This window comes from Planococcus sp. TJ-302 (assembly GCF_058268455.1).
Genome location: NZ_JBZDOI010000003.1, coordinates 199,980 through 221,796, shown reverse-complemented (window position 1 = coordinate 221,796; position 21,817 = coordinate 199,980). Strand labels below are relative to the sequence as shown.

Here is a 21,817-nt window from a genome sequence, read left to right as displayed (position 1 = left end):
ATCACCCTTCTTTCGCCGCGGATTTTTTCGACTGCTTCAAAAGGGCAATACCGATAACACTTAAAACCGCTCCAAAAAGATTCCACGCCAGATCATACGGCAGCAACTCAACACCATACCGAATTTGGTGTGTTTGTAAGACTTTGTGATCGATGATGCCGTCGAACAGCTGAAAGCCCCCTAATCCTAGGAAAACCGCAGCCACCCATCTTTTCATCCATACAGCGCTGCGCCTTCTGAGATCCGCAAACAGGAACAACCCGCCAATTGCCGCAAACCAGGCAAACGAATTCAACAATCCGTCGGCAAATATCCCAACGCGCGGAGTCGATAAATCGTAGAAATGATGCCATTGCAGCAATTGGTGGAAAATCACTTCATCCACGAACGCCATCCCTCCGATGCCGAACAGTAGCCCTGACAATAGATTACGAGAAGCGTATTCCGTGCGAAACTCTCCAGAATTATGCGCCTCTACTCGTTCCGACTGGACCTCCATCAAATCTCCTTCTTTCCTTTAGGATTTCTAAAAAATACCCTTCCGGAAAATCTTCAAACTCTTTCACTGGCCATGCGCCCAGGCAATGCGCGGGTCAATTTGGCGCGACATCCGCACCATGACCGGCTCGAACCCAAGACGCGGCCAGAAATAAGCAGCCAGGTGATTGGCCGTGCGCCAGTCGGCAAAAATATACTCGAAGCCGTCTTTCTGCAATTCCGCAAAGCAATGGTCGGCCATCGTCCTGCCCACTCCCCGCCCCCGCAGATTTGGGTTGGTCGATGCTGCTGGCAGCTCGATGCATTTTTCAGGAATGACCAGATTGTATGGATCACCGTCTTTGTAATAAACATGGAATCCCGCTACCTGCTCTCCCTGTTCAGCAATCCAGACATAGGAATTCTCTTCTTCCGACAGTTCCTCATAACCCTTTTTCACTTCTTCCATCGTTTCTTTCGTGATGGGGTTCCAGGATGGCGCAGCCGTTTGGTGGATGCTGTTCCACAAAGCCATCTTCTTATACAACTGCACATCCTCCGGGGTGCCTCGACGGATCTTCAGCGGCGGTTGGGGCGCAATTTCTTTCGGTTCGTATTTATCCAGCGGCAGCAGCGCGTATTTTTGTTCAAAATAAAACGACTGATCGAGCCATTCATTCAGTAATTTTTGTTCCGCAAGCGGCACCATCAATGCATGATGGAAATAGCCATTTTTCACCCATTCCGCACCGGCATCAGCGTAAAGAAGCCTTACCAGCCGGGGATGCTCATTTTCACTGACTGCAATCGATTCGTAGCCCATCCACACGTAGCGCCCACGTTCAGCGCTTTCCTTGAACTCGTAAAGCAAATAACCGATAACATCGATGCCACGGACTGCGACAATGCCGCCGACATAAGGACGTTCCAGCATTTTGCGGATCACGCTTTCCGCTTCATCGATTTCTTCAAAACGCGCAGGCAGATAAGGGAAAGCCTTGCGTTCGCGTTCCTGCCTTTTCGCCAGCAGCACAGCCATTTGGCGAATATGTTTTTCTTCCATTCCCATAAACTGAATCATTGCCCTCACTCCTTGGTTTGAAGTTTCACATCAAGCATATGGTAATTTCCATTTATCACTTTATCGCCGAGTCTGACCGGCACCGCTTCGACAAAAATCGGTCCGTCGATGACCACCGTGTGAAATTCGCCTTCTTCGCCGCAAGGATCAATGCCGATCGCTTCCAGTTCACCGATCAGCTCTTCCGTGAATTCCCGGCCAAGAAATGCCGCATCCATCCGCGTCGTATCCACTACGGTAATGACTGCCTTAAAACCCGCTCTCACCAATTCCAGCAGCAAATCTTTGCGGGGCTCCTGCCACAGCGGATGGCTCGCTTCCATATTTGCTTCCGCGCTCACTTTCAGCACCCATTGCAAATGATCTTCCAAATCGATATCGCCATAGACGCCCATATCGATTCCTTGGGCCTTAAAGCTTTTTAGCTGGCGAATAAATTCTTCTTCGTATCCCGCCCAATCCGCTTTGCCGATGACAAGCGGCAATCCCATCCGTTCGGCCTGTGCTTCCATGACTTCCAACGGCAGGCCATGCGACCGCGACCGCACCCCGTCCGGTTCAAACATCGTAAACAGCGCCAGCGGCACATTGCCGGCCACCACTGCCCGGTAATACGCTAAAGCTGAATCTTTCCCGCCGCTCCACGACATCATAAATGTTTTTTGCATAATGCACCTCTTTTGTTCTGATTGTTCTTTCCGCTACCTACTTCGACGCCCGCCGAATAAAACCCTGCGCGGGAAACTCTGTTTTGAGACTGTTAAGAAGCTACTTATTGCCTTTTCACTGCGCTTCAACTCACTTTCATGTCTCAAAGCTAGCGCAGCGATGCAGAGACATGGACAGGAGCATGTGTTTTAGCGGGGCTATTTGCGAAATATCGGTATCCAAATCACCTTAACAAATGAAAAAGGCTATCGAGAATATCTCGACAGCCCTTTCTCTATATTCAGTTTCCAACCATGTTCTCCGGACGGACCCATTCATCGAATTGGTCAGCCGTCAAATGGCCGCTTTTCACTGCGGATTCTTTTAAAGTCGATCCATCGTTATGCGCCTGCTTCGCGATTGCAGCAGCTTTTTCATAGCCGATATGCGGATTCAATGCCGTTACCAGCATCAACGAGTTGCTTACGTGGTTCTGGATGACATCCAGGTTCGCCTCGATGCCAACTGCGCAATGATCGTTGAAGCTGATCAAGCTGTCTGTCAACAAGCGCACAGACTGCAGGAAGTTATAAGCGATAACCGGTTTGAAAACATTCAATTCAAAATTCCCTTGGCTTGCAGAGAATCCGATTGCCGCATCGTTGCCCATTACTTGCGCCGCTACCATCGTCAGTGCTTCGCTTTGTGTCGGGTTGACTTTCCCAGGCATGATCGAGCTTCCTGGCTCGTTGGCCGGGATTGTGATTTCGCCGATGCCGCTGCGAGGTCCGCTGGCAAGCCAACGGATATCGTTTGCGATTTTCATTGAGTCAGCCGCAAGCGCTTTAATGGCGCCGTGCGTATAAACCATTTCATCGTGGCTCGTCAATGCATGGAATTTGTTTTCTGCTGAAACGAATTTCGTGCCGACAGATTCGCTGATGAAGTCAGCGACCGATGGACCGAATGTCGGATCCGCGTTGATGCCCGTTCCTACAGCCGTTCCGCCAATGGCAAGCTCACGCATATGTTCTACGCTTTCACGCACCATACGTTCGCTCTTTTCAAGCATATGTCTCCAGCCGCTGATTTCCTGGCCCAATGTCAATGGCGTAGCATCTTGCAGATGCGTACGGCCGATTTTGATGACGTCATTGAATTTCTGCGCTTTCTCATCAAGCGTCGCCTTCAATTTTTGGATTGCCGGGATCAGGTTTTCCGTTACCGCTAAGACACCCGCCACGTGCATTGCTGTCGGGTATGTATCATTCGAACTCTGTGACATGTTCACATCATCGTTGGGATGGAGTTTTTCCTCTGACGATTGTTCCTCCAGGATTTCATTTCCACGGCGCGCCAATACTTCGTTCATGTTCATATTGGACTGCGTACCGCTTCCTGTCTGCCATACGACAAGCGGGAAATGGTCGTCCCATTTGCCTGCAATCACTTCATCCGCCGCTGCGCTGACCGCTTGCATCTTCGCTTCAGAAAGTTTGCCCAATTTATGGTTCGCTTTAGCAGCCGCTTTTTTCAGTTCCGCAAAGGCCATAACGACTTCATGCGGCATACGCTCTGTGCCGATTGCAAAGTTTTGGACGCTGCGCTGAGTCTGAGCTCCCCACATTTTGTTCGCTTCTACTTGAATTTCACCAATCGTGTCCTTCTCTGTACGATATTGCATTCCATTCACTCCAATTCAAAGTCGTTTATAAAGCTTCTCTTCTATATATAAACACAAGATGGCAGGAAAAAGTGATTTTCCGCAGTGAAATAAGCTATTTTAGCCCTTGGAAATAACTTTCGATAATCTCTTCATCTGAATGCGGCACAAACTCCCCGCGTATCTTCTGAGCCCCATTGATGCAGCCGCTCGACAAGAGGATAATGTCATCTGGGCCGCTCGCGCGCAATGCGGCCACTACCGCTTCACGGCGGGTAGGAACTGGCACAACTTGCTGTTTGTAAGGGACAGTGAATCCTTTAAGCACTTCATTGACGACGTCGTCCGGGTTGTTGAAGTCGGGATGGTCGACCGTGACGATAATGACGTCCGCCTTTCCTTCGGCCGCTTTTGCCATTTTCGGCATTTTCCCAAAATCACGGATGCCGATGCCTGCGATAAGCGTGATCAAACGCTTATGCGGCAACTTCTTCACTTCGCGCATGACCAAGTCCAGCGCGACTGGTGTATGCGCATAATCCAAAATGATTTTTCGGCCTTCCGGGCCTGCAATCATCTGGAATCTGCCTTCCACTTGCGGCATTCTTGGCAGCACTGAAATGATTTGTACCATTGAAGCGCCGGACAATAGAGCTGCTCCGATAGCAGCCGTCAAATTGGCCGCATTGTATTCACCGAATAGCGGCACCTGCACATCAAAGACCTGTCCTTTGTAAATAAGGTCGAAGCGCATTCCCATTCCTGCGCCTTCAAGCCTCGTCCAGATCAGATCCGCACCTGAATCTTCAAAATGGCTGTAGGTCAGGCCAGGATAATTAACCACCGCTAAAATATCCTGCGCCATTCCTTTATCATCCAAATTGATGACGGCATTTTTCGCCTGGCTGAACAACAACAATTTGCTTTTCAGGTAATGTTCGAATGTTTTGTGGTATTCCAGGTGCTCTTCGGAAATATTGGTATGGATGGCTACATCGAAATTGATGCCTTCCACACGCTTTTGGTCCAGTGCAATCGACGAAACTTCCATTGAAACCGCTTGATCGCCGTGAGAAGCCAATTGTGAAAAAATCTGATGGATATCCGAAGAAATCGGTGTTGTGGGGGTGCTTTTTTTATACGGGAACTTTCCATCGGAATTAAAGACGCCTGTCGTGCCGATGAACCCGCAAGCTATCCCGAGCAAATTAAATAGGTTATAAACATATGTGGCTGTTGTGGTTTTCCCATTAGTTCCAGTAACTCCGACTTTGATCAACCGGTCTTGAGATCTGCCGTGAAAAAGGATTGAAGCGTGTGCAAGCGCATGGCGCACATCTGCTACTGCGACAAACGAAACGTCTGGATAAAGCGGAACGTATTTTGACAACGCCGCCAAATCGGAGCCGATGATCGCCGATGCCCCTTTTTCCAATGCCTCTGGGATGTAAAGATGGCCGTCTGTATTTTCTCCAGTTACGCAAAAGAACGCCGCGCGTTCTGCCGCGTCTGCGGAATTATATACAATCGAACTGATCTCCTGCTTTTCAGGACCAAACTGATCAATGATTGAAAACTCCGGAATATGGTCGAATTGTATATTCATTGGACACCTCTTAGTATAGAATTAATGCGTTTTTTGAAATTCCCTCCAATATAGTCATGACATTATTCTATCATTTCCCTTCCCTACCGCAAACCGTTTCTTCCCTACTTCTATAATTATTTGTGATTCCATAGTCTTAATCAATTTTATTCAGACAAACTTACAAAAATACCCATTAGAAAACCAGCAAAAAAGCATTATCGCTTATTGCCGGCTTTGCATTAAAGAACAGGTTTTGCAAATTGAATTTCATAATAGCCTTTGGTGACCAGAAAGCCGATTCCTGCATAGCCTTCTTCGAGCAATAACTTCTGAGTCTCCAAGTCATCGATTTTGGCAGCCGTATGGTCCGTGTATTTAGGAGCAGGGTTTTCCAGGTCCTTAACCAGGATGTAACGCTGCATTCCATCATATTTCTCTTTAAAGGCGCCAATGTGCATATGCTGGGAAAACTTATCCTTGAGGCTCGGAATATTCATCGGGGCCACAGTGCAGCAAACATATCGGAACTGCTCTTCCATCTTCGGCAGTTCTTCCATGATCACTTCCGCCAATTTCTGTTGGAGCCTATTGCCGCGGTATTCGGGCAGCACCACCGAAATTTCCTGATAGATGACATGCGGCAATTCTTCCGCCGGCAGCCCGAGGTCATAGCCTAGATGCTCCTCATCGATTTCCGGAATGAGCAGCGCCCTGAAGCCGATCAATTGCCCTTCGGCGAATGCACCGACCAGCAACCCGCGTTCGTTCAATATGAAGAGGAATTCTTCTGTCGTCAGTGGCTGCAGCACCGCTTTATCCGGCAGCGAGTCAATGACCTTCTTTTGGACTTGTTCGATAATCGGCAAGTCCTCCAAATACAGCCGCTTCATATACATTGGCTGCTTTTCATGCAATTGCTGGTTTATGATAGTCCCTTCATATAGATGCGTCATGGCCATTCTCCTAATCGTCTAATTTATACCTTAAGAATAGCACGTCCCCGAAAAATCATCTTGCCTTTTTTCAAGCGGTTGGCTCCTTATCTACTGTTTTCAGAAAACCCGCTATTTCTTTTTTGCCAGATAACAAGATCACCTTATTGCCATCGCGAGCTTCCAGGAAATTGCGCATTCTGCTGCGCATTTTCACTTTTCGCGCTGCATAGGTCGTCACGATAAACTTGAGAAATTCCCATTCCATCTTTTCCGGGCAGCCTTCCCCCATGTCAGGCCGGGTTTTCCCGACATTCGACAGCCAGCGCTTTAAGACACGGTACAGGCATACCCGAAGCGGCAACTCCAAATAAATGAAAGTATCAGCCTGAGCCATGCGAATATCGAAAGTTGAAGAATAATTGCCTTCAATGATCCAGCGTTCCCTTTTGACGATATTGTGCTGCACTAACCGAAACTCTTCCTTTTCCGCTTCTACCCAGCCCGGCTTCCAATGATAGGCATAGAGATGGTGGACAGGCAGTTCCAGTATTTCTCCAAGCTTTGCGGCAAAAGTTGACTTCCCAACTCCCGCAGATACACCAGCAACAATTATTTTTTTCATCTTTCAAGGCCTCCTTTTCGCGCTTTACCGCATATTCCGTGCGGTTTTCCGTACAGAATGTAAAGAGTAAATTATACAATTTCATCATTTGGCTTGCAATATGTAAAAACCCATGTTATTCTTAGGAAGAATTATTTTTGTTCGGATAACTTTTTATAAAGTGTCAGATGTCCATCTGCAAGATTTGAGCAAGGATAGTAATACAATGTATGCTCACGCATACGAGGAGGAAACACACATGGAACAAGGTAAAGTAAAATGGTTTAACTCAGAAAAAGGATTTGGCTTCATCGAACGCGAAGGCGGCGACGATGTATTCGTACATTTCTCAGCTATCCAAAGCGAAGGATTTAAATCTCTTGACGAAGGTCAAGAAGTAACTTTCGACATCGAGCAAGGCCAACGCGGTCTTCAAGCTACTAACGTACAAAAAGCTTAATTCTAAGCTACCTATTTCAGGCCCTTCTTCGGAAGAGCCTGTTTTTTGGTTCATCAAAAAAGCGCAGCCTAAGGGCTGCGCTTTTTTATTGCGTTGGATTCATTTGAAAATACCATTGGAACCCTAAAAAAATCAGAATAATCGCAAGCAATGTTCCACCAACGATAAAAATCGCTATTTTTTTCCCTTCCATGCCTTCACCCCATTTTAAATTAGATAACCGATGTCATTTTTGTTCAATCAATGACCGTTCAACAAGTTTCCTCGCTTCATCTGCTCCTTCGCTGTGATTGGATAACACAGCAAGGATAGCTCCAGTTTCAGTATAATAGGCTGACTGGAAGCTGACGCCCGGATCCCCTCCAGTGACAAAGTATTTTTGCTCGCCGTCACGCGAAATCCAGACGCCGTAGCCATAATCATTGTAACGGCTCGATGCATGCGGCTTAAGTATCGTAGCAAGCATCTCCTCGGACACCAGCGACCCGTCCATTAAACGCTCCCAGAACAAAATCATGTCCCCCGCTGTTACGAAAGCGCCGCCATCCGGTCCGCCTTTAATTGGAACCGCATAATGGTTCGTCCGCCAGGAGTCGGCTTCACCAATGTAGCCATAGGCCGTTTCAGAAGGCAGTTGGTCAAGGCTGAAATACCCGGAGCCTGCCATGCCCGCCGGCCCAAAAATCCGTTGTTCTACAACCTCTGTAAACGGCTGCCCTGTCATTTTCTCAACCACCAGTCCTAGAGCGATAAATCCGGCGTTATTATACTGGAATTGTTCGCCCGGTTGAAAAAGCATCTCTTTTTTATGGAAAAGGGGTATGAAATCCGAAGCAGATTTCATCAAATACATCGGATGTATTTCCCAGAGCCCTTCAAAGCTGCCGTTTTGCTCTTCATCGAAATAATCCGGAATTCCAGATGTATGTGTCAGCAATTGATGCAGTGTCACATCGAAATGAGGAAATGCTTCCGGCAGCAATGACGACAGACGGTCTTCAAAAGTAAGCTTCCCTTCTTCAACCAATTGGCATATCGCCACAGCCGTGAAGATTTTGCAGCCAGATGCGATGGCAAAACGGGTGCCCAGCGAATTCGGCCTTTCATTTGCGCGATCTGCAAAGCCTTTAGCAATCGTCCAAAGCTGATTTTTTTTCAGCAGAACAATACCCGAAAACCGTATGTTCTCAAGCTCTTCTTCAACAGGCTTGGACGGGCGCGTCTCCAAAAAATGCCCTTCTCCGTCAATTTCAATCTGGCGCCCATCCACCAGCTCAATTGCCAATGGATGAACCTCGCTTTTTTGCTTTGAAAAATACCATACACGCTTTGGAGCCACCAGCAGAATGAAAGCATCGCCTTGCCCGAGAAAATTCAATGCTTTCGCTTCAATCCCTTTATTGCCGCGCACCGGAATGTCCATATCCTCCAACTGCTCCCCGACCCTTTCAACGAACGGCGTCGTGATGCTCACTTCACTGATGTTGAGCAAGGAGTCTATCGTGAAGTCGCCCATCCGGTCAACGTTCCGACGGCCGATAAATTCAACGACATTGCCCCCGGGATCCTGGAAGTAGAAGGCGTCGGCATTAAAGTTGGCGTAGAAAACTTCGTCCATGCCTTCCTGCCGGTTCAGCGCAACCCGCGAAGCAGCCCAGCTTTTGGCTAACGTGAACTGGTTGCCGGGAATATTGAATGCAAAATGGTAGACAGCTTTCCGCTCCGATTCTTTAAAGATCAAGGTGGAGCTGCCAATCGCCAATGTGAAGCTGCCATTGTCTTCTTCGACAATCCGGAATCCCATCTGGTATTCGTAAAATCCCTTCATTTCTTCTAATCGGTCTGTAAATAAGGTCACTTTCTTGAACATGAAATCACCTCTTGCTATTAGCATACCGAATGTTTATCCATTTTTCCTCTTTTTACATCAAACTATTCTGGCCATCCCGTTGTCGGACTCGCGCTAATCCCATCTTTCGGACAATAAAAAAAGGAGCATCATGCCCCTTTTAATGCTCCAGTATATTGCAGTTCTGACAAGTCTCGGCCGTCAGCCGCCCCAGCCAAAATCGCTTCCGCTCCAGCCAATGTTTCTTGCAGCGAAACCGATGCCGCTTTTTTCCCGCTGAACTCTTCTGCTACAAACAAAGGCTGGGTGAAATACGCTTCAAGCCGCTCGCCTCTGTGATAGATTTCCCTTTCGCTTTGTGGAATCCGCTCTATTCCATGGGCTGCCGCGATTGAACGCAATTCACGGTAACGGCGTAAAGTTTTTTGTACACGCTGACGAAGCTGCAGATGCCGTTCACTCACCTCTGCTTCTTCGAGAATTGAGGAAGCTGACTGCAGCGGACTTAAAGCAGGGTATTGATGCCGCGCCGCCAAATCCGCATCTAATTGCCACAGCGTTTCCAGCGGACCGAACGGAAAATCATCGTCAACCACTTCGCCGGAAAGATCTACCAATAGCGTCGTTACGGCTTGCCCTTGCAAGCCGTCCTGCAGCTCGAATAATTGTCCTGCATCGATGCGCCCTTTATCGGTGACGAGCACTGCATTGTCTCCGTATCGCTTTAAAAGATCCAAGGTTTCTGTGACCGAGCTGCTTGCATGGTCTGCCAGCTCCACGATGCCTTCAAGTTCCGGATGGAGGCTTTCAGGCATCCAATACACAGTTTTAAGCTCTGATCCTTTGAAGCGATGCAGCAATTCTGCGATGATGACGAGCTGCCCCATTCCGGGTCTTGCCACAATCCCCGTTGTACCGCCTTTGACAAGCGGTGCGAAAAAATCAAATGCTTTAATCTGCGTCTCAATCATTTTCATCTTCTCCCCTCGAATGATCAATTCATCAACTGTGCAATTCGCCAATTTTGCAAGGCCTACCAGCGTTTTGACTTCCGCTTTCCCCAAATCGATTTTACCGGTGCAAAGGTTTGATACAGTCGCAGATCGAATCCCGGCCTCTTTTGCAGCCGTTGTTAAATTGGGGACACGTTTTCTCAATAAAGCACAATTCAATCTGATTTCATCCATATTATCCCTCCTATTATTACTTTTAATAGTAATTAAAATTACTTTAAAGCGCAAGTTTTATTTTAATAAAGCTAATTCTTCTTTTTCTGATGATGCAGCATTGCCATCAATACCTTGCCTCTTTTTATTTTTTTGCATAAAAAGAAACCCTTCCACATACGGAAGAGTTTCAAAGCCATTCGTATTCAAGCCGGACCATGTCCACGCATGGGATGCCGTTCTCGACAATCGGCTCCGGGTAATTTCTTAGAAAAAATCCGCGGTCTATGGACACCATCCGGAATCCGCATTTTTGGTATAGCGCCAGCTGGCCAAGGCTTGAATTGCCAGTGCCGATCACAGCTTTGCGAAACCCCAGGCGTTTGGATTCTGCTAAAGCATGGAAGATCAATTTTTTTCCAAGCCCTTTGCCGCGAGCATTTTCAGCCACCGCAATGTTTTTGATCTCGATCACGGTTTCTTCCAACGGGAAGAGAACGAGCGCTCCGGTAAAGCCTTCGCTATTTTCCAAGACGTAGACCCGGCTTTCAGCGCAATACGAACGGACCAATTTTTCTGAAGGATCCGCTTCAAGCAATAACTCCATTGGCAGCGGCTTTTCTTTTCCGAGCAGCCGGATGTCCATTATTTCGGTTCTTTGAACCCTTGTTCGAGCAGGTAGTCTTCTGCATCGCTAAACGTGCCGAAGGTTTCCTCGAGGTTCTTGCCCGTGTAAAGATTCCAGAACGGCTCTTCGTAGACCAGGTCCAATTTTTCATTTTCCCGGTTTGTCCATGTCTTGTCGTAAGGCGGCTCCGGTTCAAGCGACAGGTAATCGATTGAGTCAGCGACAATGCTGTGCAGCTCTTTTTCCGAGAAATCGCGGATGTTGACGAAACCTTTATTGTCCGCTTTGTATTGCGGCAAGTTGCCGACATAAACAAAGCCGTTGCCGGTTGGATGGAGATGGTAGACGACGATTTTCTTGTCGTACAGGCTATCTTCGTAATGGAAGTTCACGCGTTTCATCGACACGTCTTTGCGTGTCAGGTCTGGAAACGATTCAATGATTTTCAGTTTTTCTTCAAATGTAAGCACGTTGGAAACCCCGTTTCATTTAGTCAATATATTTTTAGTATACCACGGCATGGCCCATTCCCCCATTAAACAGAAAAATGCCGCCCGAAGGCAGCATCTCTCTTATTTTGTACGATTTTTCATGTTGAATGGCCACCAAACGCCGCGGTCGAATGAAACCGAAATTGCCGGTATCAGAAGCGGCAATACGATCAAGCCGTATAAAAGCAGCCCGGTGATGACGATTGTCGCGATCTGGACAAGGCTGAGGACGCCTGAAGGCATCATAGCGCCGAAAGTCCCGGCGAGGATAATGGCTGCCGTGATGATGACCGTCCCCATCTTCGCCATGGAGATTTGCATGGCCTCCCGGACGCTGATGCCATTTTCCGACTCTTCACGGAAACGGTCCAGCAGGAAGATGGAATAGTCGACGCCAAGAGCTACCAGCATGACAAAACCGAAGAACGGGACAGCCCAACTGATGCCGTCATAGCCAAGGGCATTGACGAAGATCAGTTCAGCAATCGCGATTGACGTGTAATACGTCAAAAGCAATGAACCGATCATGTAAAGTGGCATGATCAGCGAACGGAACATCAACGCCAATACGACGAACAAGCTGACCAGCATGATGAGCACAGTCTTGCTGAAGTCACTCGACGATACATCCTGCAAGTCGCTGTTGATGCTAGCGATGCCACCGTATGCGATGTCTGCTTGTTCCAGTGGCGTATCGACAATACTGCGCTCCACAGCAGCTTTGATTGCAGCCGTTGTTTCAATGGCTTCCGGTGAATAAGGGTCATCCGCTAAGATAACTTCCATTTTAACGCCATTGCCATCCGCAAAGGTATAGCGTTCCAAGACTTGCTCAAAATCAGCATTATCCAAGGTGCCTTCCGGGATAAATAGCCCTGTAGCGCGGACAGATTCACTTTCACTCATATCCGCCATCATCGCCACAGCTTCTGTTAAGCCATCCTGGATTTGCAGCAAGCCTGCATTCGAAGCACCGACTCCATCTGCCAGCTGCGTCAAGCCGGAGCCGAGTTCGCCCGTTTGGCCTGCTGCATCTGACAGCCCTTGCTGGACTTGCACCAGCCCGGCGCTGATTTGCGTCAATGCCCCGACAGTCTGTGGAATATTGCTTGTCTGTTGCAGACCTTGTGAAACTTGGCCCAGCTGAGCGTTCACTTGCCCAAGCCCTGCTGCAGCTTCACCTAATCCGCCAGCGTCTCCCGCTTGCGCACTGATGCCGGACAAATTGGTTTCGATATCAGCCAGACCCGACTCCACCTCGCCCAAGCCGTCCCGCGCTTCTTCCAGGCCTTCCGCCAAGGAGCCGATTTGCTGATCGGCGTATAGGTCTTCAATAACCTCTCCGGTCGGGCGCGTGATTGCCCGGACCGCCTCAACACCTTCAATTTTTTCTATTTCTGAACTCAGCGACTCGAAATATGGCACAATCGCTTCTTCAGCCAAAATTTCATCCGACTCGATAATCACTTCAACCGGCAGGGAATCCCCTTTTCCGAAGCCATTTTCTATGGCGCGCAAGCCTTTGACCGATTCGTATTCTGAACCGATTTCATCGACTGTATTGAAAGACAATGCATTGTCGTATGTGAATAATAACGGTACCGTAATGGCTGCTACAACAAGCATCGACAGCAATGGGCGGTTGATTGACAATTTGCCCATCCAGATCCATAATTTACTGTCTTTATGCGAAGCCGATTTTTTTGCCGGCCAGAATAATTTATGCTTGAGCAAAGCCATGAAGAATGGCACGACTGTGAACAGTACAATGAGCAGGACGAAAATCCCAACTGCTACTGCAACAGCAGATTTGAAAATCGGAAATTCCGCAAAACCGATGGCAAAGAACCCGATAAATACAGCTGCTCCGCTGATCAACAATGTACGGCCGGCAGTTTTGTAAGTATTGACAATTGATGTTTCCACGCTATGCCCCGCTGATAATTCTTCTTTATAGCGGCTCAAAAGAAGGATGCAATAATCCGTCCCGATTCCGAAAAGAATCGCCACGAGGAAAATCTGTGTGTAATTCGACACCGGAAACCCGAACCAGTCAATGAAGAACGCCACAATCGATTGGCTCAGCAGATAAGAGATGCCGACTGCCACGAGCGGTATAAACGGGGTGACGATAGACCGAAAAACTGCAAGCAATAAGCCGAAGATCAACACAACCGTGATGATTTCCGTGCGCTTCAAGCCTTCCTGCGCACTGATGTTCACGTCATTATTAATAATGGCTTCACCGGTAACATAAGCGGTCATGCCTTTCGGAACAATCAACTCGCGGATATCTGCAGCAACTGCATTAACTTCTTCATCCGTGCCGTCGACCGTTACCGGCATCAAAACTGTCTTACCGTCTTCCGATACCAATTGCCCTTCGAGTTCCGGGCTTTCAACCGGATTCAGCACACCTGTGACAGGATCGCCAAGCGCTTCGATATTCACAACCATACCCGATAGTGTTTCACGCATCAGGTCATCCAATTCGCCTTCAAGCGGCATGACCAGCGAAATTGTCTGAGCTGAAGCCCCTGCTTCCGCTAAAATGGTCGCTGCCTGCTGGGAAGAGGCTTGTTCTGAAAGCTGGAACGATCCCGCTTGTTCCGCCTGTTCCGTTAAATTCGGCGCCAACAGGAACAAAGCCACCGTTAAGACGATCAGACCGATCATGATTGGCCATTTCAATTTCAATATTGTATGCATCCTTTACACTCCATCCGTTTTGATAATATCTTTCAGCTTGCGGAACGTCGCCAGGAACTGGTCGATTTCTTCATCATCGATTTGTTGGCCGAATAGTTTTTCAATGTAATTCGTCAGCACGGTATCCGATGCCGACAGCACCTCTTCGCCTTTCGGGGTAAGTTCGAGCACCTTTTCCCTGCGGTTCGGCGTTTCAACAATCTGGATCAGCCCTTTTTCCAACAGCTTTTTGATGCGGCTTGAAATGGCGCTTTTATGTACTGCCTGGAGGACCGCCAACCTGCCTGACGTGATCCGCTGCTCCCTGCTGATCAGTTTGAGCATTTGCATTTGTTCAGGTGAATATTCTTTCCATAACGGATCGTCAATCGACTTTATGACACGTTCGGTGCCATAAACCATTACTTCCGTGAATAAATCCACCGCTTCTTTAATTCTAGTGTCCATAATAGTTTACCCCCTCAACTAAATAACAGTTTAGGGGGTAAACTATTTTACGTCAAGACAAAAGATCGAGAGGGACAAAAAAATTCACAGCCGACGAACTTCAGTTTTCTTTCGTCCTGATGAATAGAAAAAAGCCGCCGAAAGCTTATCGGCGGCTTGAAGAAAAACGATTCTCCCTCTTATGTTATGGACATAGGTCCATCTTGAGACCTTCGCGTTACACTTCTTTCGTAGCTGTATGCCTAATGTCTCTGCGGCGTGCGTAAATGTTCTTGGCAATGGTTTTCAGAACGGCGTAAACCGGAATCGCCAGAATGATCCCCCACAAGCCAGCAATATTCCCTGCAGCCAAAATTACTGTAATGACTGTCAACGGGTGAACGTCAAGCGCACTGCCCATCACTTTCGGCGTGATCAGGTTGCTTTCGACCTGCTGCGCGATAAGCATGATGATCATCACATAAACTGCCATGATCGGTTCTTGCACCAGTGCAATGATAATCGCCGGAATGACCGCGATGTATGGCCCAAGGAACGGGATGACGTTTGTTGCCATGCCGATGAGCGCGAGGAGCAGCGCGTATTCCAAACCGATGATCAAGTAGCCGATCAACAGCATGATGCCGACCAGGAAACTGACAAACAACTGGCCTTGGATATAGGCTTGCAGCGTTGCATCGATATCGCTCAAGGTTTTGCGAATCCATGTTTTGCGTTCGCCTTTGAAAAATCCGGCCATAAACGGCGCGAATTTATCGTGGTCGAGCAATAAGTAAATCAAGAAGAACGGGACCAGCACAAGCGTGAATACGCCGGAGATGAAACTTCCCAGGAATGCCAGCAGCCAAGATCCTATATTGCCTGCCCATTCCCCGATTTTCCCTTGCATGCCATTGATCTGTTCTTCGATTGAATCCGGCAGGCGATCGCGCTGGTTAAACCAGTACATGCCGTATTCTTCAACATCTGCAGCAATGCCAGGTGCGTTGTCGACCAGTGAATTCACCTGTTTGGAAACCATCGGGCCTACCATGGCGTAAAGCAGATAAAACACCAGGATGATCAACAGAAGAATGACGAGAACCCCAGACCAGCGGGGAAATTTCTTCTTCTCCAATAAGTGGAGAAGCGGACGGCTCAGATAAAACAGCACCCCTCCCAATAGCAAGGGCACAAAAATAGTTTGTGCAATGATGAATAATGGATCAAATAAGTCTTGGACCTCTATGAATAATCGAATAATGACTAAAGCAAGGATAATTCCAATTCCTACTTGAAACCAGAGTTTACTAGTCAAAAAAAGCTCACTCCCTTTCTTACATTTGAGTATACCCAATATATCACGAAATGCGTCCTTTTTAGCGAGCGAACTTTTATTGCTCATGAACGTCAAGAATAGTTGGCTCCAAAATCGCCATAACGGAGGAGGTATTCGATGGAACAATTATGGCTGACACTCAAATTTCTGCTGCTGGGTTTATTCCAAGGGCTGACGGAACCTATCCCGATTTCCTCCAGCGGGCATTTACTCATTGCACAATATTTTTTAGGTGTAGAAATCGAAGGAAGCACGTCAACATTCGCGTTGCTTGTCAACAGCGCCTCGCTTATAGCTGTGTTGATCATTTACAGCACTGATATCCGTCGGTTAGTCACCCACGGCTTCATGTATTTCACGGTCAAGAATGAAGAAAACAAAAGAGATTTTATGTTCCTGCTCTACCTGATTATTGCGACCATTCCAGCAGCCATCATCGGATTACTGTTCCAGGATGCCATCGATGAATTGCTGTCATCCGTCGCGACGGTCGGAACAACTTTGGTCATCACCGGAGTAGGGCTCTGGCTGATCCGCAATATGCGGGGGAAGCGGAAAGATGGAAGCTTGTCTGTAAAAGACGCTTTGATTATCGGGGGTGCGCAGGCTGTTGCGCTCATCCCCGGCATCAGCCGCAGCGGTGCGACCATCGTTGCGGCCATGGCCCGCGGCATCAACCAGGAAACCGCATTGCGCTTCTCGTTTTTGCTGTTCATCCCGATCAGCCTTGGCGGCGCTGTCCTAAGCATCAGCGACATTGTCAACGATCCAAATCTCAGCCAAATGGCTGTACCATACATAATGGCGTTTTTAGGATCGCTTGTCGCTTCCTATTTTTCTTTAAAGTGGTTCATGAATATTATGGCCAAAGGGCAATTGAAGTATTTTGCACTTTATTGCTTTATCGTAGGGCCGCTTGTCATCTTGGCATGGCTCGTATTGAACTGATGAAAAAAGCACGGCCATCTGGAATGATGGCCGTGCTTTTTTATCGATTAAAGAAGTTGGCTGTAAAATACGGCTGCTTGTCTGAGTTGAATGCTGCTCCGACTCCAAGATAGCCGAAATCCCGTTTGACGATGTTTTCCCGGTGTCCCAGCGAATTCATCAGTCCTTCATGCGCAAAGATACTGCTATACTGCCCATATGCTAAATTCTCGCCTGCAACAAAGAATGTGATTCCGTCATCGCCCATGCGATCGAATGGCGACTTGCCTTCCAAATTCGTGTGGCTGAAGTATTTATTGTCGGCCATGTCTTCGCTATGTTTGCGTGCAGTTTCTTTCGCCGCCTCATCCCATTTCAAGAGCGGCAGCTCTCGCTGGATGCGCGCCGAGTTTGTCAACTCAAATAACAGATATTCATATCCTTCACGCACTTCATCGTTCGGCTCCGCATAAATCTGTGGACGGTTTTCTTCAAGTCCGCCGTCGATCACTTGGATAGCCGTCACTGTATTCTCTTCATGAATATCGTAGAATACAGTGATATAGATGGAGTCGATTTTAAAAACGTCGTATTCTTCCCGTGTATCCAGAATGTACTGGACGTTCCCTTTTTGCAGGCTTTTAAGCGGAATGCCAAGTGCCGATCGAACTTCAGCTCTTTTCGACTGCATCGTTATCCCCCTCGTAGAGGAAATGAGCGCCTGATTGGTGAACATGCCGTTTACTTTGCCTTCCTGGTCATATGAAAGCAATACATAGTTTTGATAATCCTGGTGGTAGCTATGCCAATCAGTGCCATATTCATTGCGCATCAACCGAAGCGGCAGGCCCACTTTCACTTGCGCCTCTTCTTTCGTCATGCCAAGCGTAACGTTGTGGACAGCAAATAGCGATTGTGTTTCATCAAGAGCCGGTTTAGAAACCGCTATGGGCATTTCCGCGGAACTGCTTGCGACAAATGACTGCAGCTGGCCGCCTAGTTGTAGCGTGAATTGTTTAGCCTGAGTTAACGCGTTTTCAATCGCCGGACCCTCTTTGACCTGATCCACCGCCCGGTCAATCGGCGCCAAAAAACCAAGGTCTACATATTCACTTGCTTTGTCTTCCCATATGGGCCGCGCCATAAAAACAAGCACTAGCAGAATCAGCAGCCAAAATAATTTCCGCAAGCATATCCCCCCTTTTTCTTCAGTTTAAATGGAAACGCGATTTCCAGAAAGCATTAAGCTTTTTCGATACAGAAAAACCCTTTTACGTTATCGGCAAAAGGATTTTCCAAGGGCTGCAGCAGCAAGTCATTAATCTGTGATAGTGGTTTTTTTAGGTGAGCTGAACAACAACGTGAAGACCAAGCCGGCCGTGAAAGTGGCGGCGCTTAGCGCAAGTGTGCCGGGATCTGATGAAAAACCAGGGAAGACGACAAACAACGACCCTACTATCAAGCCGATGATCGCAGCATACGTGACATATGTAAAATGCTCCAGCAAATACTGAATCGCTTTGCTGCTGACGATAAATCCGGCAATAACACCGGCGCCGATTGCCATGGCGATCGGAATGTTAAGCGTCGACAGCGCGTTAATGGCGGTCGAATAAACGCCGAGCAGCAACAGAATGAACGAGCCGCTGATTCCTGGAAGCAGCATCGCCATGCTGGCAAGCCAGCCGGAGAAAAACAGCAGGAAGAAAATCGGGACGCTCAAGCTGGTGATCGGTTCGACATTGTCATTCGTTTGAATAAAGGCAGTAGCGGCAAGCGCTGCGCCGATCGCAATCAAAATGAACAAATGGCGGCGGGTGAAATTCTTTTTAACTTCCGCCTGTTTCATGATGTAAGGGATGACTCCTAAGATCAATCCCATGAAAAAGAACTGGGTCGCTTCGTAATGCTGGTGAAGCAGATATTCGATGACCCGGCTGAAAGCCAGGAGCGTAATGCCGATTCCGAGGCCCAGTGGGACGAGAAAGCCCAATTGTTGTTTCCATTCGCGGCTGAAAAATCCGCTGATGGAAGACAATAACCGGTCATAGATTCCAAGTATAAATGCGATTGTACCTCCGCTGACACCAGGTATCAAATCACTGATGCCCATCAAAATGCCGCGGTATATATTTTTCCATTCCATTATTCAAATCTCCTTATCAAATAAAGTTTCCTTCCTTGATTATAGCGTTAGTCGAAGAGAAACTCACCCTAAAAATGGAACTAACCGGCAGTTTTCTCCACTCTATGTCCAAAACTGGAATTTAAGCTTCTACAGGGAACCTCGTAGCTGATGGTGCGTCCTTACTATCAGCAACTCTAAAAAGGCGGAGGTTATCTTTATGAAGGGCTTCCTTTCACTTCTGGGCATCACTTTGATCGTCGCGGCATTCGGCTTAATCCTTTTATCTTTCTCAGACAATCCTCTTGAAGAACTGAAAAAACAAGAGAGAATGTACGCATATATGGAAACGCGGCAAAACCATGCAGCAGATCCGGCACTCAGCTTGCCATCCTCAGCTTCATCGAGTGAGCGTCCGGAAATGCTTAAATTCGATTTCTCCCTGAACAACGGCAAGAGCTGTGAAAATCCGGCTTTTACGCAAAAAAAGGCTGGCTCTGATTGATAGAGCCAGCCTTTTCCTATATCGTCAATCGGATGATATTGCCCGATGGATCGGCAGTTTCAACATATCCGCCGCGTTCGTCAACTGTTGCGCCAAGTGCACGCAGCCGTTCCGCAATGCGCTGCCGCTTTTCTTCGTCTGCCAGTACCAGTGTGTAGTAGCCTAGTCCCGCTTTTTCCCTCGGAAGCGCCGGAATGCCGGTGCCGTTCCAGACGTTCAGCCCGATGTGATGGTGGTATTTGTGGTCAGCCAGGAACAGCGCCTGCCCCCCCAGTGATGACACCACTTCAAATTCCAGAGCATTGACATAAAAATCTTTCGCTTTTGCCAAATCCGCTACATGAAGATGAATATGGCCCATGACGGTTTCTGCAGGCGTGCCTTGCCAAGCCGTTCCTGCGCTCTCTGCAGCCTGGACAAGGCCAGCCGCATCAATCGGATCAACCGTCATCGCCACTTCACTGCCGTTCCAATCCCACTCTTCGGGTTCGCGATCGCGGTAAATTTCAATTCCGTTGCCCTCCGGATCACTTAAATATAACGCTTCACTTACTAAATGGTCCGATGAACCCAAACGTGCGCCTTTATTGTGAAGATGAATCAGTATTCTACCCAAGTCTTCTCGGCTTGGCAATAGAATGGCAAAATGATAAAGGCCTGCGTAGCGCTGGTCTTTCTCCTCTAGCCCATCCACTCCCTCAAGCCTTAACAAGCTTTTGCCTCCCGCTCCAAGAACCGCTGAATCCACTGAATGTTCGAGCACTTCAAACCCGATAATATCGCGGTAGAATTCGACCATTGCTTTTAGATCAAGAACCTTCAGACCGACTTCCCCTACATAAGTGATAGGTTTTTCATGAAAATGCATAATATTATAGCCTCCAATTTAGTTACTTTATGTAACCAATTATATTTTAGGAACCTTAATGTGTCAAGTAACTAAATTCCTTTAATCCACAAGGTAATTGTGTTATTATAAACGAAAGGGGTGACAAGGATGGATACAACTATTATTTGCCCGCGTTTCGAATCTGCGATTTCACTTCTCAGCCAACGATGGACAGGCTTGATCATATACCAACTATTAAATGGCCCTCAAAGATTCAGCCACTTGACCGAAGTAATCGGTATAAGCGGACGCCTATTGTCTGAGCGCCTGAAAAGCCTTGAAGCAGCCGGTGTCGTCACACGAAAAGTTTATCCGGAAACGCCCGTCCGGATTGAATACGAGCTAACTGAAAAAGGATTTTCCTTAAAACCGGTCATGGATGCCATTCAGGATTGGTCGCAGGAATGGGTGGAACCCGTTAACGCAAAATAAAACAGCTTATCCGCTAAAAGGATAAGCTGTTTTTTCTCGCCCATTATTTGTTCGAGCAGTTTTCTTTGATTTAAGCGTCCTAAAATGGAAATCCTGGATCAGAGAGCTTGCTGCTCCATGATGTGCTTTAGGCCGGCGTGCGCCGTGCTGAAGATCGGGGTGCCGCTTTCTAGTACGACAATGGACATCGCGAGCTTCGGGCTGATTCCCACCAAGATGCATTGGGTTCCAATCAGTTTCAAACTATCAGTCATCATCTGAATCTGGTAACGAATTTCGTTTTCGAATTCCGTAATGCCACTCAAATCGAGCAGTACGTACTCAATATTTTTATTGGAACATTCCATAAGCACAGTCACCAGTAATTCATCGGAACGGTTTCTGTCGAACTCGCCGATCAGCGGCAATGCAATCGTCTTCTCCCATATGTTCAAAATCGGGATCGACAGGTCTTTGATCAGCTGTTCACTGCGTTTTAGTTCTTCAGCTTGCGTGGTTACGTCCATCAGCATGACGATGTATCCGGCAATTTCGTCGCTGGCTTTGATCGGAGTGATGACGATGTCCGTAACAACGGCATTGCGGATGTTGATGCGGGCACGATGCCCTTCCGTCAGCCCGTCCATCAACTTCCGCTGGCGGCCAGGCTGCAAATGGAAATCGTCCATATTCATGCCAATCAATTCTCGGCAATCCTCAATGCCATATAAAGGGACGACGCCCGACAACAGCCGATGCGCCTCCGTATTCATCCAGCGTATTGTATAAGTGTCGTCAGCGATTATAATCGTTTCCCCAATATGATCCAGTGCATTCAGCAAAGATATATTGTCTGGTATTGTCCCGATTGCGGTCATATATTCACCTTACCTATTCCT

General features: G+C 47.8%; 22 protein-coding genes. 4 read left to right on the top strand and 18 right to left on the bottom strand.

All coding sequences use genetic code 11. The features are described from left to right. Position 1 precedes the first annotated feature (1 nt). The 7 genes from AC4EHB_RS13970 to AC4EHB_RS13940 all read right to left on the bottom strand — a co-directional run bounded on the left by AC4EHB_RS13970 (position 2) and on the right by AC4EHB_RS13940 (position 7,014). Positions 2-499 (bottom strand): DUF2243 domain-containing protein, encoded by a 498-nt coding sequence (locus tag AC4EHB_RS13970; RefSeq protein ID WP_490976143.1) that lies wholly within the window; start codon positions 497-499, stop codon positions 2-4. Positions 500-562: 63 nt separating this feature from the next. Beyond that, positions 563-1,558: a GNAT family N-acetyltransferase gene (locus AC4EHB_RS13965; RefSeq protein WP_490976144.1), complete on the bottom strand. Its 996-nt coding sequence runs from the start codon at positions 1,556-1,558 to the stop codon at positions 563-565. Between the two features lie 5 nt (positions 1,559-1,563). Continuing rightward, positions 1,564-2,226, bottom strand: a complete 663-nt coding sequence (locus AC4EHB_RS13960; RefSeq protein WP_490981876.1) for a Dph6-related ATP pyrophosphatase — start codon at positions 2,224-2,226, stop codon at positions 1,564-1,566. A 281-nt stretch (positions 2,227-2,507) separates the two neighbouring features. Further along, complete coding sequence (gene fumC / locus AC4EHB_RS13955) at positions 2,508-3,890, bottom strand: class II fumarate hydratase (RefSeq protein ID WP_490981875.1); 1,383 nt, start codon at positions 3,888-3,890, stop codon at positions 2,508-2,510. A 94-nt stretch (positions 3,891-3,984) separates the two neighbouring features. Beyond that, on the bottom strand, positions 3,985-5,475 hold the full coding sequence (locus tag AC4EHB_RS13950) for a UDP-N-acetylmuramoyl-L-alanyl-D-glutamate--2,6-diaminopimelate ligase (RefSeq protein WP_490981874.1): 1,491 nt from the start codon (positions 5,473-5,475) through the stop codon (positions 3,985-3,987). Positions 5,476-5,696: 221 nt separating this feature from the next. Further along, complete coding sequence (locus AC4EHB_RS13945) at positions 5,697-6,410, bottom strand: hypothetical protein (protein ID WP_490976148.1); 714 nt, start codon at positions 6,408-6,410, stop codon at positions 5,697-5,699. A 70-nt stretch (positions 6,411-6,480) separates the two neighbouring features. After that, on the bottom strand, positions 6,481-7,014 hold the full coding sequence (locus AC4EHB_RS13940; protein ID WP_490981873.1) for a P-loop NTPase family protein: 534 nt from the start codon (positions 7,012-7,014) through the stop codon (positions 6,481-6,483). A 238-nt stretch (positions 7,015-7,252) separates the two neighbouring features. On the opposite strand from AC4EHB_RS13940, the gene AC4EHB_RS13935 reads away from it, so the two are divergent. Next, positions 7,253-7,453 carry a cold-shock protein gene (locus tag AC4EHB_RS13935; protein WP_006830093.1) on the top strand — a complete coding sequence of 67 codons (201 nt, stop codon included), beginning with the start codon at positions 7,253-7,255 and terminating at the stop codon, positions 7,451-7,453. A gap of 226 nt (positions 7,454-7,679) precedes the next feature. Here the strand turns inward: AC4EHB_RS13935 and AC4EHB_RS13930 are convergent, their stop codons facing one another. The 7 genes from AC4EHB_RS13930 to AC4EHB_RS13900 form a co-directional block, all read right to left on the bottom strand. Beyond that, a complete protein-coding gene (locus AC4EHB_RS13930; RefSeq protein ID WP_490981872.1) occupies positions 7,680-9,323 on the bottom strand; it encodes a serine hydrolase in 1,644 nt (547 codons plus the stop codon). A 128-nt stretch (positions 9,324-9,451) separates the two neighbouring features. After that, positions 9,452-10,489: a hypothetical protein gene (locus tag AC4EHB_RS13925; protein WP_490981871.1), complete on the bottom strand. Its 1,038-nt coding sequence runs from the start codon at positions 10,487-10,489 to the stop codon at positions 9,452-9,454. 169 nt (positions 10,490-10,658) lie between these two features. After that, positions 10,659-11,114: a GNAT family N-acetyltransferase gene (locus AC4EHB_RS13920; protein ID WP_490981870.1), complete on the bottom strand. Its 456-nt coding sequence runs from the start codon at positions 11,112-11,114 to the stop codon at positions 10,659-10,661. Further along, a complete protein-coding gene (locus AC4EHB_RS13915; RefSeq protein WP_490981869.1) occupies positions 11,114-11,566 on the bottom strand; it encodes a hypothetical protein in 453 nt (150 codons plus the stop codon). The genes AC4EHB_RS13920 and AC4EHB_RS13915 overlap by 1 nt, the downstream gene beginning before the upstream one ends. 102 nt (positions 11,567-11,668) lie before the next feature. Further along, complete coding sequence (locus AC4EHB_RS13910; protein WP_490981868.1) at positions 11,669-14,296, bottom strand: MMPL family transporter; 2,628 nt, start codon at positions 14,294-14,296, stop codon at positions 11,669-11,671. Positions 14,297-14,299: 3 nt separating this feature from the next. Further along, the gene (locus AC4EHB_RS13905; protein ID WP_490981867.1) at positions 14,300-14,743 is read right to left on the bottom strand and encodes a MarR family winged helix-turn-helix transcriptional regulator; all 444 of its coding nucleotides are present in this window, start codon (positions 14,741-14,743) and stop codon (positions 14,300-14,302) included. 217 nt (positions 14,744-14,960) lie between these two features. Next, positions 14,961-16,040: an AI-2E family transporter gene (locus AC4EHB_RS13900; RefSeq protein WP_490976156.1), complete on the bottom strand. Its 1,080-nt coding sequence runs from the start codon at positions 16,038-16,040 to the stop codon at positions 14,961-14,963. 138 nt (positions 16,041-16,178) lie between these two features. On the opposite strand from AC4EHB_RS13900, the gene AC4EHB_RS13895 reads away from it, so the two are divergent. Then, on the top strand, positions 16,179-17,009 hold the full coding sequence (locus AC4EHB_RS13895; RefSeq protein WP_490976157.1) for an undecaprenyl-diphosphate phosphatase: 831 nt from the start codon (positions 16,179-16,181) through the stop codon (positions 17,007-17,009). Between the two features lie 40 nt (positions 17,010-17,049). On the opposite strand, the gene AC4EHB_RS13890 is transcribed toward AC4EHB_RS13895, so the two are convergent. Together AC4EHB_RS13890 and AC4EHB_RS13885 are read right to left on the bottom strand one after the other, a co-directional pair. Beyond that, complete coding sequence (locus AC4EHB_RS13890) at positions 17,050-18,177, bottom strand: CAP domain-containing protein (RefSeq protein ID WP_490976158.1); 1,128 nt, start codon at positions 18,175-18,177, stop codon at positions 17,050-17,052. 129 nt (positions 18,178-18,306) lie between these two features. Continuing rightward, on the bottom strand, positions 18,307-19,134 hold the full coding sequence (locus AC4EHB_RS13885) for a DUF368 domain-containing protein (RefSeq protein WP_490976159.1): 828 nt from the start codon (positions 19,132-19,134) through the stop codon (positions 18,307-18,309). A gap of 199 nt (positions 19,135-19,333) precedes the next feature. Here AC4EHB_RS13885 and AC4EHB_RS13880 point away from each other — a divergent pair, with 199 nt between their 5' ends. Beyond that, positions 19,334-19,618, top strand: a complete 285-nt coding sequence (locus AC4EHB_RS13880) for a hypothetical protein (protein ID WP_490976160.1) — start codon at positions 19,334-19,336, stop codon at positions 19,616-19,618. Positions 19,619-19,634: 16 nt separating this feature from the next. Here the strand turns inward: AC4EHB_RS13880 and AC4EHB_RS13875 are convergent, their stop codons facing one another. Continuing rightward, positions 19,635-20,486 carry a VOC family protein gene (locus AC4EHB_RS13875; RefSeq protein WP_490981866.1) on the bottom strand — a complete coding sequence of 284 codons (852 nt, stop codon included), beginning with the start codon at positions 20,484-20,486 and terminating at the stop codon, positions 19,635-19,637. A gap of 129 nt (positions 20,487-20,615) precedes the next feature. Here AC4EHB_RS13875 and AC4EHB_RS13870 point away from each other — a divergent pair, with 129 nt between their 5' ends. Beyond that, a complete protein-coding gene (locus AC4EHB_RS13870; RefSeq protein ID WP_490976162.1) occupies positions 20,616-20,939 on the top strand; it encodes a winged helix-turn-helix transcriptional regulator in 324 nt (107 codons plus the stop codon). Positions 20,940-21,037: 98 nt separating this feature from the next. On the opposite strand, the gene AC4EHB_RS13865 is transcribed toward AC4EHB_RS13870, so the two are convergent. After that, complete coding sequence (locus AC4EHB_RS13865; protein WP_490981865.1) at positions 21,038-21,796, bottom strand: STAS domain-containing protein; 759 nt, start codon at positions 21,794-21,796, stop codon at positions 21,038-21,040. Between the last annotated feature and the right edge of the window lie 21 nt (positions 21,797-21,817).